An 11853-nucleotide genomic window follows, 5' to 3' on the forward strand; every position below is an offset into this window, starting at 1 on the left:
CCTCACATCCGAAAGACGCCGAAGCCGCGGCGGCCGGCCACGGTGTTGGAGTGCACCGCCGACAGCGACATGCCCAGCACGGTGCGGGTGTCGCGCGGATCGATGATCCCGTCGTCATACAGCCGGGCGGTGACAAAGAAACTGTGCGACTCCGTGTCGATCTGGGCCTCGATCGCCGCTGTGCGCTCGCGGTTGGCCTCCTCGTCGAACGGCCGCCCCATCGACGCCGCCGACTCCCGCCCGACGATCGACATCACCCCGGCCAACTGCGCCGCGCCCATCACCGCCAGCTTCGCCCCGGGCCAGGCGAACAGCAGCCGCGGATCATACGCGCGCCCGGACATGCCGTAGTTGCCGGCACCGAACGAACTGGCCATGGTGATCGTCAGGTGCGGCACCGTGCTGTTGGTCACCGCGTTGATCATCTTGGCGCCGTCCTTGATGATGCCGCCCTGCTCGTAGCTCGCACCGACCATGTAGCCCGTGGTGTTCTGCAGAAACACCAACGGCGTATCGGTCTGGTTGGCCAGCAGGATGAACTCGCTGGCCTTCTTGGCCTCCTCGGAGAACAACACGCCTCGATGGTTGGCCAGGATCCCCACCGGATAGCCGTGCACCTGCGCCCACCCGGTGACCAGCGATGTCCCGTACAGCGGCTTGTACTCGTCGAACTCCGAGCCATCCACCACCCGCGCCAGCGCCTCACGCGGGTCGAACGGCACCTTCACATCGGCCGAGACGATCCCGAGAATCTCCTCCGGGTCATACAGCGGCGCCGCCGCGCACCCCACAGGAGCGGGGCCGAGTTTGCGCCAGTTGATCCGCGACATGATCTGGCGGCCAATCCGTATCGCATCGCGCTCGTCCGCGGCGAAATAGTCCGACAACCCCGACACCCGACTATGCATCTCGGCACCGCCCAGCGCCTCATCGTCGGCCACCTCACCTGTCGCCATTTTGACCAACGGCGGACCACCCAGAAAAACCTTGGCCTGCCGGTCCACCAGGACCGCGTAGTCACACATCCCCGGCACATACGCCCCGCCCGCCGTCGAATTCCCGAACACCAAGGCGACCGTGGGGATCGCCAGCGCCGACAACTCCGTAAGCTCGTGAAAGATACGGCCGGCCGGCACAAACAGGTCGGCCTGCTGGGGCAGGTCCGCCCCGCCGGACTCCACCAGGTTGATCACCGGCAGCCGGTTCACCCGCGCGATCTCCAGCGCGCGCAGCGTCTTTCGCAGCGAATACGGGTTCATCGCCCCACCCCGCACCGTCGGGTCGTGCGCAATCACCATGCACTCCACGCCCGACACCACCCCGATGCCCGTCACCACGCTGGCGCCGACGGTGAACCCGGTCCCCCAGGCAGCCAACGTCGACAACTCCAAAAACGGGCTGGCCGGGTCCAGCAACAACTCGATACGCTCCCGGACCAGAAGCCGCCCCCGCTCACGATGCCGCCGCCGATACCGCTCACCACCCCCGGCGACCGCAAGTGCAACCTGCTCGTCGAGCTGTGCAAGCAGCGCCAACTGCGCCTCCCGGTTGGCCTGATAAGCCTCGCTCGACGTATCGAGCTGCGATGTCAGCACCGGCACAGTGTTCCCTCGAGAAGCACGGTATGTGATTCACTGTTCACGTAGGAGACTGTACGACATGCACGGCGAGGAGGGCCAGATGGGGGACGGTGCGACGCACGCACGGCAGCGCGACCCGCAACGAAAGGAGCGGATCCTGACCGCTTCGGCCGAACTGGTCGCCGAGCGCGGGTACCACGGCGTGGCCCTCGTCGACATCGGAGCCCGGGCGGGCATCGTGGGCTCGGGGATCTATCGCCACTTCCCCAGCAAGGACGCGATCCTGGTAGCACTTCTCGACAGGGTGATGCGACGGCTCAGTCACGGTGCCGGGGCGATCATTTCGACAGCGCCGAGCGATGCCGAAGCCCTGTCGGCGCTGGTCGACGACCATGTCCGGATAGCCGTCGAAGACCGCGCGGTGCTGGCCGTCTACCACCGCGAGGGGCACAACGTTGCGCCGGAACAGCAGCGAAGACTGCGCCGAGACCAACGACACTACGTGGAGGAGTGGGTCCACGTGCTCGGCCACCTGCGTCCCGACCTGGCCGACGCCGAGTTGCGGGTCGCGGTGCATGCCGCCATCGGCGCCATCCAGTCGACCCTGTTCTTCCGCAGCGGACTACCGCCAGTTCGGCTCGCCGAGCTGCTCAGGACGGCCGCGCACGGCTGTCTCGGGGTGGCGCCAGCACCAGACATTGTGAACCAGGAGTAACTAGAGCATTGATCGCGCGGCATCGGCGTGACATTCTGAACGTGACTCGCGCACAAGGAGCTGCAATGGACCCGGATGTGACCACCCTGCGAGGCAGGCGAGCAACGCGCCGCTGGGAACGGACATCGGTAGGTGATGTGCTCGAACGGCTCACCTGGAGCTATCCCGACCAGATCGCGATCGCCGGATGGCCCGGTGCCTATGGGGACCGGCGGTTTGCCCGGCTGACCTATCGTGAGGCAGACCAAACCGCAAACCAATTCGCGCACGCGCTCGCCAGCGCGGGGCTCCAACCTGGCGCGCGGGTGCTGCTGTTCTGCGAGAACTCCGTCGAAGCCTGTCTCGCCAAGATCGGCATCGCGAAGGCGGGAATGGTGGCCGTCCCCCTCAACCCCAACCTGGCTCCCGATGTGGTTGAACACCTCATCGGACAAACCGAACCGGCCTTCGCGGTGGTGGACGCCGAGCTATGGCCCCGCGCCGAACGCGGATTCAGCGCGGCCGGCCTGCGCCCAGGTGTGACGATCACCATCGGCGGCGCCCCTGTGGTTGGCTCGCCAAGTTTCGCCGAGCTGATCGACAGCAAACCCGACACCGAGCCCGACGTGGAGATCCACGGCGACGACATCTGGGAGCTGTTGTTCACCTCCGGCACCACATCGATGCCCAAAGGCGCAATGATGTCCCACCACTGCACCTACCTGGCGGCGATGAACTTCGCACTCTCGCTGACTCGCGGTCTCACCGTGGAATCCGACCTGCGCCTTGCCACGTTCCTGCCGGTCACCTATCACGTCGGCGACCAGATCTTCATGTTCTCGGCGTTTCTCAGCGGAGGCCGCCTGCTCATCGGCCGAAAGCCTGTACCCGAGGTGGTAGCCAAGGCTGTCGACGCCCGGCGGATCACGGCGCTGTGGGCCGGCTCACCGCAGTTCGTTGCGTCCCTAGCCGACGAGTTCGAGGCCCACCCGGAGTTCGACCCAACCAGCCTGCGCGTGCTGGTGTACGGGTGGGGAGCACTGGCCCCGGAGCTGCTCGACCGGCTGGTGCAGCGCTGCGGCCCAGAACTGGTGGCGATGGGCATCTTCGGTCAGACCGAGGCGATCGCATGTCACCGGTTCTGGCCCGCAAAATGGCCCGAGGCGCACCGCGCCACCGCGCCGCAGGCCAACTACGTCGGTGTGCCCAGCCCGCTGCTGGCCTCCGACGTCGTCGACGAATCTGGCCAACCTGTGCGCGGGCAGCCCGGTGAGGCGGTCTACCGATCGCCCATCATGACCGCCGGCTACTACCGCAACCCAGCCGCCACCCGCGAGGCATTCCGCGGCGGTTGGTTTCACTCCGGCGACAGCGCATCGATTGACCGCGACGGGCTGCGGATCATGGTCGATCGCTACAAAGACATCGTCAAGACCGGTGGAGAGAACGTCTCGAGCATGCGCGTAGAGGCTGTGCTGCACACCCACCCCGACGTAGCGCGTGCGGCGGTCATCGGACTGCCCCACCCCCACTGGGGTGAAGCCGTCACAGCAATCGTCACGTCCCACGCCGGGCGCGCGCCCACCGAGTCGGACATTGTCGCCTTCTGCCGCCAGCGGCTCGCCGGTTTCGAGACCCCTAAGCGCGTCGTGTTCGCCGAAAAGCTACCCGAGACCGTCGGCGGCAAAATACTCAAATACCAGCTCCGCGAGCAGTTCGCTGCGCTCTACCAAGCTACCAAGCCGGTTAGCGCCAGCCGCTGATTCTGCGGTCTACAACCGCTGCCAAGCGAGCAGTAGAAGTGCCGGCCCGACCGCCGACGGTCGCCGTCTGACCACGGCAGCGGGGTAGCATCCGCGACGGTCATGCTCGTATGCCTCGTTTATGTGTGCCTCGGTTCGCTGTAGGTCCGGCCAGGCGGACCACCGCGGTTCTGTTCCGCTGCTTCGCGCCCGGTGAAGTTACGGGACGGCATGCGGTGATTCCCCTACCTGACCACTTCGCTGACATGACAAAAAACGCAATCCTATACGCGGAGGGCTGTAGAGGGTGACGATCAGTCCACCATGCTGTAGCCACCGCTGACGCTGAGGATCTGACCGGTGATCCACGAGCTGAGATCCGAGCAGAAGAACAGGATCGCGTTGGCCTGGTCGATAGGTTCGCCGAGTCGGCCCAGCGGGTAGGCCTTGACCAAAGTCTCCTCACCACCCCACTTTTCGATCAGTGCGCTGGCGCCTGGGGTCTTCGTGGTGCCCGGCGACACCGCGTTGCATCGGATGCCGTAGCGGCCGGCTTCTTTGGCGAATGCCTTCGTAAAGCCGACGACCCCACCTTTAGCGGCGCTGTAGGAAACGAGGAATGGTTCGCCGATCCGGCCGGCGTCTGAGATCAGATTCACCACCGTTCCCGATTTCTGCTCACGCATGTGGTCGTAGGCCGCCTTGGTCATCACCATCGTGCCGATCAGGGTGACGCCGACGTCGAGTTGGTACTGCTCGTAGGTGAGGTTCTTGAAGAGATCCACACTCCAGGCCGCGGCGTTGTTGACGAGGATATCCAGACCACCGAACTGCTCTACCGTGGCGCTCACCGCATCGCGCGCGCGCTGGGGGTCGCGCACATCCACCGTGACGGCGATCGCAGTGCCGCCCGCCTGTTCGACGATCGCAGCCGTTTCCTTGGCGGCAGCCTCGTTGACATCCGCCGCCGCAACTTTCGCGCCGGCGCGCGCGAGAAGAGTTGCTACCTCGCGCCCGATTCCGCTGCCCGCGCCGGTGACGATCGCGGAGCGCCCGGTCAAGTCGATCTCGACTGCCATGATTGTTCCCTTCATCCCTGTTCGATGTGCCTCTTGATGTGACCATCCCGCGCCCGGAAAAGCGCGAACGTTGCTGTGCCGCAGTACTCTCGGATCAGTCGGCAAGTCCGAGTTGGGCGGCGATGATGTTCTTCTGAATCTGCGACGTGCCGCCGAAAATTGTCATGACCAGAGCGTCCCTGACATAGGACTGCATCTCGCTTTCCATGCTGTACCCCATACCGCCCATGAACTGCATACCTTGCAGTGCTACGTCCTTTGCGGTCTCCGTCGCCTGCAGCTTCGTGATGGAAGCCTCACCCGGCGCTGGGTCTCCGGCTGCGAGTAACGCGGCGGTGTGCTCCACCAGCAACCGGGTGGACAGCAACTTCGTCGCGCTCTCGGCAAGGCCGTGTTGGAGTGCTTGGAAGCGACCGATAGGTTGGCCGAACTGGCGCCGCTCCTTTACATAACGGAGCGTGTCGTCGAACGCGCGCTGCCCGATGCCGAGGGCCTCGGCCGCGATGATGAGCCGCTCGCTGTTGAGGCCGCGTACCAGCACCCGCCACCCTTGGTCGATTCCTCCGACGATCTCGTCATCGCCGGCATCGACATCCTCATAGCGAGTGATGTTGGTGTCGATATGGCCGAGCATGTCGAGCCGTTCGAAGCTGATGCCGTGCCGGTCCATCGGCAGCAGAAACAGGCTCAGCCCTTGATGCTTGGGCGCTTCGGTGTTGGTGCGGGTCACCACGAGTACCCAGCGGGCATGGTTGGCGTTGCTCGTGAAGGTCTTTTCACCGCTGAGCGTCCACCGCGAGCCCTCCTTGCGGGCACGCGTCTTGACCGCAGCTGCGTCAGAGCCGGTGTCGGGCTCGGTGATCGCGATGGACAGGATGTCGCCGGCAGCGACGCCGGGCAAGACGGCACGTTTCTGCTCTTCTGACCCGTACTTGATCAGCGCCTGCAGTGTGATCACCGTGGTCAGGTACCCGCCGACCGGGACGCGATGGTAGGCCAGGCGCTCGGTCAGCAGCGCGACCTCTGACAGTGTTCCCCCGACCCCGCCGTACTCCTCGGGGATCGTCAGTCCGAGCCAGCCGGTGCTGGCGAGCTTGCCGTACAGCTCGTCATTGTGGGCGACGGTCCCGCCCTTGGTCAGCTCGCGGAGCTTGTGCGGTGGGCATTCGCGCTGGCAGAAGCCATCGACGGCTTCGACAAATGCCGACTGCTCCGGTGTCGGCTTTCCGCGGAACGTGAGCATTCGGAACTCCCTTGTTTCGGTCATGACGACCACCCGGCGACTACACGCCCCCTGGTGTGGTGCAGCTGGCATGCGTGCAGTCCTGCGCCTCCCGGTTCAGTAGGCGGCGCGGATAGCCACATTGCCTTATAATCAGTACTACGATAAGGTCTGGCGTGCAAGGGTGCAAGCGTCAGCGCTACTGGAGGTTCGATGGTTATCGCCGTAGGCGACACGAAGTTCGTCCGCGTCGAGGTGGATAGAGGTGTCGCGCTGTTGACGGTGGACCGCCCGCCGGCTAACGCGCTGGATCTGCAGGTGGTACACGAAATCAGCAGGGCAGCCTCGGAGACAGCGTTGCAGCCTGAGGTCGGCGCCATCGTCGTTACCGGACACGGAAAACAGTTTGTCGCCGGCGCCGACATCAAGGTGATGCGCGACATCGATCTTGCCGGATTTGCGTATTTCGTCAACGCGATTCAACGGGCCCTCAACGATCTGGAAGCACTGCCGTTGCCGGTGATCGCAGCGATCAACGGTAACGCCATGGGCGGTGGCCTCGAACTCGCCCTCGCGTGCGACCTGCGGTTCGCAGGCGAACACGTGCGGCTCGGCGTTCCCGAGGTTCGTCTGGGCCTGCTTCCCGGCGCCGGAGGAACGCAGCGGCTGTGCGAGACGATCGGCAAGGGCCGCGCCCTGGAACTGCTCTACACCGGCCGGCAGGTGAGCGCTGCCGAAGCGCATGCGCTCGGCCTGGTCAACCGAGTCGTGGAGGGCGACCGAGTCGTTGGCGAAGCCGTCGAGTTCGCTCGACAACTCGCGTCGGGCGCGCGCCAGGCCATGCGCCGCATCAAATCGTGTGTGCTCGCACGACTGGACGGGGGGCGTTGCGCGGGCTTTCGGGCCGAGTCCGCTGGGGTTGTCGACCTCTTCGCCGGGGAAGAGGCCCGGGTGGGCTTCGACGCCTTCATCAATAAGCGGCCACCCGACTTCGGCTATGGCTAGGCGACAGTCGCGTTTGCTGCGGGGCGTGCCGAGAACGTGCAACGTCTCGGTGTGACGGCAGGGCCGCTGTCCCCCGCGTGGCAACCCAAGTCCTCTGCATATCGGTAACCGAGGCCAAGTCCGAGGCCCGGAAACGTTGGGAAGGAGCAGTTGTTCAATGAGCAGTTCAATGGTGGAGTTCTCCGACATCCGCTACGAAGTCAAGGATGCCGTCGCCCGGATAACGATCAATCGTCCCGACAAATTGAATGCATTCACGCCGCACACCCTCAGGGAGTTGACATCGGCCGTGCGACGTGCCGGCGAGGACGGCGACGTCGGGGTGATCGTGCTGACCGGTGCCGGCGAACGGGCATTCTGCGCGGGTGGTGACGTCAGCGTGGAGGACGAGAGCACGTTCAACGCCGGCGATGACTCCTTCGACGAGTTGGTCAAGCAGCTCTACCGCGCGTTTCGTGAATGTCTCAAGCCGGTGATCGCCCGGGTGGACGGCTACGCGATCGGCGGGGGACACCACATGGCCTACGCCTGCGATTTCACCATCGCGTCTGATCGCTCGGTGCTCGGACAGAACGGTCCGCGCGTCGCCAGTCCAGCCGAGGGGTGGCTGGTGAGCTACCTGTGGACGGTGGTCGGTATGAAGCGGGCCAAGGAGATGTGGATGTTGTGCCGGCGCTACTCGGCCAAGCAGGCGCTGGACTGGGGGCTCATCAACGCGTGTGTGCCGCCGGAGGATCTCGATGCCGAAGTCGCGCGTTGGTGTGACGAGTTGCTGGCGCTTAGCCCGACCGTGCTGAAACTGGTCAAAAAGTCCTTTGACGACGCGGTCGCGCCCATGCGGGAAGCACAGGACCGGTTCAGCATTCTCAACCAGGTGAACCCCGGCTTCTTCGTGTCCGGAGAGCAATCCGAAGGCGCCGATGCCTTCATGAACAAACGCAAGCCCGACTTCTCCCCTTGGCGTTGACGATGCGCTCAACTCGCAACGGCGGTGTGGGCGAGAATCCGGGGGGACGTTGACGATGGAATTGTCGTACTCCGATTCAGAGCTGGCGTTCCGCGATGAAGTACGCGCCTGGCTGACGACCAACGCGCCCACTCACCCCTTACCGCCGCCCTACACGGCCGAGGGTGTGGCCGCACATCGGGAATGGGAGAAAGCGCTGTACACCGCGGGCTACTCGGCGCTGCATTGGCCGCGAGAGTACCGCGGCGGAGGTGCCGACTTCATGCGCCAGATGCTGTTCGACGAGGAGTACCACCGAGCCGCAGCTCCGCAGCGGTTGAACCGTCTCGCCCTCGGACTAGCGGGCCCCACCATCATCGAATTCGGCACCACCGAGCAGAAGCAGCGCTGGCTGCCGGGGATGCTCAGCTGCGACGAGTTATGGTGCCAGGGATTCTCCGAACCGGGCGCGGGCAGCGACCTGTCCGCCGTGCGAACTCGGGCGGTCCTTGACGGAGACGATTTCGTCATCAATGGCCAGAAGATCTGGACATCACTGTCCGCGTTCGCCGAATGGATGTTCGCCCTGGTCCGCACGGACCCCGGCCAGACTCGGCATCGGGGCCTGACATACATCGTGCTGCCGATGGACACTGCTGGCATCGAGTTGCGGCCGATCCGCCAGTTGCACGGCGAGCCGGGTTTCTCCGAGGTGTTTTTCACCGACGTGCGCGTTCCCGCGAAGAACGTCATCGGTGCGGTCGGTGACGGGTGGCGCGTTGCCATGGCGACGCTGGGCTACGAGCGCGGCACCGGCTTGGGCAACCACGTGCGTCTGTCCAACGACGTGCGGCAATTGGTCGACCTCGCCACACGTATGGGCATCGCCGACGATCCCGCCCTCCGGGACGAGATCGCCTCGCGCTTCGCCGAGGCCGAGCTTTTCCGCCGGTACATGCAGCACATCGCCAGCCAACTCGCCGCGGGCACCGGCGTCGGTTCCAGGTCCAGCCTCGTCAAGTTGTATTGGTCGGAGCTCGACAGCAGAATCCAGGAAACCGCTCTGCAGATCCTGGGTCCCTTCGCAGAACTGGCGGATTCATCCGGCTGTGCCGCTGGAGCCGGGTTTCATCGCCGATACTGGCACGCTCGGGCGTCGCGAATCTTCGCCGGCACCAACGAGATACAACGCAACATCATCGGCGAGCGCCTGCTCGGACTTCCACGGGAGCCGCGGTGAACATCGACCTCACGCCCGACCAGAAAGAGCTGGCAGCCGCGGCACGGGAATTCTTGCGTGCCGAGTACCCTGCGTCGCGGGTTCGTTCGGCCTGGGATGCCGACTGCGCCGTCGATCGCGCGGCGTGGGCTCGACTGGCCGAGATTGGGTTCCTCGGTGTCGTAGTGCCAGAACGGTTCGGCGGCCTGGGGCGCTCTGATGTGGAGCTCGCATTGCTGCTCGAGGAAGCCGGCCGGGTCGCGCTTCCCGACCCGCTGCTGGAGACCGCGGTGGCGGCGCTGACGATCGCAGACATGGGCAGCGACCGCCAGATCGAGCGGTGGTTGCCCGCCATCGCAGCCGGCGAACTAATCGCCACCATTCAGCCGCCGGGTGCACCGTTCGCTGTCATCGACAGCTCGTTCGACCTCATCGTGGTGGCGAGCGAGGACTGTCTGCATGTCGTACCCGTGAGCAACTGCGACATCGAGTCCCACGAAGTCGAGGACGGCGCCCGCCGCCTGGCGACTATCCGCGCCGAAGCCACCTCCGATACCTTGTTGCCCGGCAGCACCGGACGGGCGGACCTTTTAGCCGTACGCGCCGCCGTGGCCGCCGCTGCCACGCTCGTGGGCATCGGGGCGTACTTAGTAGAAACCACGGTCGATTATGTGCGGCAGCGGGAGCAGTTCGGCAGACCGGTCGGATCGTTTCAGGCCGTCAAGCATCAACTCTCCAATGCCTATCTCGCGGTCGAATTCGCCCGGCCGGCGACGTGGGTCGCCGCGCACTTGGTCGCCATTGGTTCGGATGAAGCGCCGACGGCCGCGGCGGTTGCCAAGAGTTGCGCGTCGGAAGCGGAAAAGACCGCCAACGACAGCGCTTTGCAATGCCACGGTGGGATCGGTTTCACCTGGGAGCATGACCTGCACCTGTGGCTCAAACGGGGGAAGGCCATGGAACAGGCGTACGGGACCCCGCGCCAACACCGTGCCCGGATAGCCGAGACCATCTTCGGCTCCTCGGCCGTGTGAAGCGCACGGCCCCGTTCTGGCAGGTACCAGCCTACGGTCATCCGCCACGTCCAGCGTGACGTCGCAACGGGGTTACATAAAGAGTAGAGAAAGGTGAATCCGTGACTTATGTGATTACCGAGGCATGTGTCGACGTTCTCGACAAGACGTGCATCAAAGAATGCCCGGTCGACTGCATATACGAAGGCGAACGGATGATGTACATCCACCCCGCCGAGTGCATCGATTGCGGGGCGTGCGAACCGGTCTGCCCCGTGGAGGCGATCCACTACGAGACCGACCTCCCCGACGGTGTACGGCACTATCAGCAGATCAATGCCGACTTCTTCTCCGAAATCGGCTCTCCCGGTGGCGCCCGCCGCGTCGGGAAGCTCAGCGCCGATCCCCCTATCGTCAAGAACCTGGAGCTAAGGAGCGGCACCGGGGGGCGGTAGCGTTCCCGGCGCTGCGGCCGTCGGTCAGAGCTACGCCATGGTTCAGAGCTACGCCATGGTAAGGCCGCCGCTCACCGACAGCGTCTGTCCGGTGATGAACCCCGCGTCGTCGGAAGCGAGGAACGCGACCGCGGCGGCGACCTCCTCCGGCCGGCCCAGACGCTTCATCGGCACCGCCCGGGTCATCGCACCGATCACCTTGTCTGCATCGGCTTGGCCGCGGACGATCTCTTGTAGCAAAGGGGTGTCGGTCGGGCCGGGGCACACGGTGTTGGCGGTTACCCCCGCGCGGGCGACCTCGCGAGCGATCGTCTTCGTGAATGCGATCACAGCGCCCTTGGCCCCCGAGTACACCGACTCCAGCGACGAACCGACACGACCGGCGTCCGAGCCGATGTTGACAATCCGCCCCCACCCCGCCTCGATCATCGCCGGAAGCACGTCGTGCGTGGTCCGAAGCACGCCCTTGTAGTTGATCTCGATGACGCGCTGCCAGAACTCCTCGTCGGTATCGACAAAGGGCTTGAGCTCGTCCCACCCAGCGTTGTTGACCAGGATGGAGATCGATCCCAGCTTCTGGCGAACCTCGTTGAGGCCCTCCTTCACCGACGCCGGGTCGGTGACATCCACGGCGACGGGCACGGCGGTGCCGCCGGCTGCGGTGATCGTCGCCGCGGTCTCCTTAGCCTCGTGGTCGCGCAGATCGACCACCGCGACGTGGCGGCCTTGCCGGCCTAGCGCTAACGCGATCTCGCGTCCGATTCCTCTAGCGGCGCCGGTGACGACGGCGACACGTGCCTGCATGCTCATTCTCCGATCGTTTCTCCGTTACGACGTCCAGAGTCCATATACTTTACAATGACGATGATCATCCCGATTTGGATCGTCCTCGCCGATT

11 protein-coding genes are annotated in these 11853 nt (G+C 65.0%); 7 read left to right on the forward strand and 4 right to left on the reverse strand.

The genetic code is table 11. The annotated features are described in order from the left end of the window. Positions 1-2: 2 nt before the first annotated feature. Positions 3-1601, reverse strand: coding sequence for an acyl-CoA carboxylase subunit beta (locus tag E0T84_RS22215; protein WP_095785377.1), 1599 nt, complete (start codon positions 1599-1601; stop codon positions 3-5). A 58-nt stretch (positions 1602-1659) separates the two neighbouring features. Between E0T84_RS22215 and E0T84_RS22220 the strand changes: the two genes are divergently transcribed. After that, positions 1660-2295, forward strand: a complete 636-nt coding sequence (locus tag E0T84_RS22220) for a TetR/AcrR family transcriptional regulator (protein ID WP_233211444.1) — start codon at positions 1660-1662, stop codon at positions 2293-2295. Positions 2296-2360: 65 nt separating this feature from the next. Further along, positions 2361-4037 (forward strand): AMP-binding protein, encoded by a 1677-nt coding sequence (locus tag E0T84_RS22225; protein ID WP_095785376.1) that lies wholly within the window; start codon positions 2361-2363, stop codon positions 4035-4037. A 293-nt stretch (positions 4038-4330) separates the two neighbouring features. Here the strand turns inward: E0T84_RS22225 and E0T84_RS22230 are convergent, their stop codons facing one another. Both E0T84_RS22230 and E0T84_RS22235 read right to left on the reverse strand, forming a co-directional pair. Beyond that, a complete protein-coding gene (locus tag E0T84_RS22230) occupies positions 4331-5095 on the reverse strand; it encodes an SDR family NAD(P)-dependent oxidoreductase (protein ID WP_158230623.1) in 765 nt (254 codons plus the stop codon). 94 nt (positions 5096-5189) lie between these two features. Then, on the reverse strand, positions 5190-6362 hold the full coding sequence (locus E0T84_RS22235; RefSeq protein WP_171055141.1) for an acyl-CoA dehydrogenase family protein: 1173 nt from the start codon (positions 6360-6362) through the stop codon (positions 5190-5192). A gap of 168 nt (positions 6363-6530) precedes the next feature. Here E0T84_RS22235 and E0T84_RS22240 point away from each other — a divergent pair, with 168 nt between their 5' ends. From E0T84_RS22240 to fdxA, 5 genes are all read left to right on the forward strand, one after another. Further along, complete coding sequence (locus tag E0T84_RS22240) at positions 6531-7322, forward strand: enoyl-CoA hydratase/isomerase family protein (protein ID WP_099250704.1); 792 nt, start codon at positions 6531-6533, stop codon at positions 7320-7322. A gap of 157 nt (positions 7323-7479) precedes the next feature. Continuing rightward, positions 7480-8289: an enoyl-CoA hydratase-related protein gene (locus E0T84_RS22245; protein ID WP_233211443.1), complete on the forward strand. Its 810-nt coding sequence runs from the start codon at positions 7480-7482 to the stop codon at positions 8287-8289. 55 nt (positions 8290-8344) lie between these two features. Next, entirely contained in the window at positions 8345-9508 is a 1164-nt protein-coding gene (locus tag E0T84_RS22250) for an acyl-CoA dehydrogenase family protein (protein ID WP_099250703.1), read from the forward strand. After that, on the forward strand, positions 9505-10521 hold the full coding sequence (locus E0T84_RS22255; RefSeq protein ID WP_158230621.1) for an acyl-CoA dehydrogenase family protein: 1017 nt from the start codon (positions 9505-9507) through the stop codon (positions 10519-10521). The genes E0T84_RS22250 and E0T84_RS22255 overlap by 4 nt, the downstream gene beginning before the upstream one ends. Positions 10522-10622: 101 nt before the next feature. After that, on the forward strand, positions 10623-10955 hold the full coding sequence (gene fdxA / locus E0T84_RS22260; RefSeq protein WP_047040134.1) for a ferredoxin: 333 nt from the start codon (positions 10623-10625) through the stop codon (positions 10953-10955). Positions 10956-11003: 48 nt separating this feature from the next. On the opposite strand, the gene E0T84_RS22265 is transcribed toward fdxA, so the two are convergent. Further along, positions 11004-11759: an SDR family NAD(P)-dependent oxidoreductase gene (locus E0T84_RS22265; protein ID WP_047040173.1), complete on the reverse strand. Its 756-nt coding sequence runs from the start codon at positions 11757-11759 to the stop codon at positions 11004-11006. Between the last annotated feature and the right edge of the window lie 94 nt (positions 11760-11853).

This window comes from Mycobacterium sp. DBP42 (assembly GCF_005924235.1).
GTDB lineage: Bacteria > Actinomycetota > Actinomycetes > Mycobacteriales > Mycobacteriaceae > Mycobacterium > Mycobacterium syngnathidarum.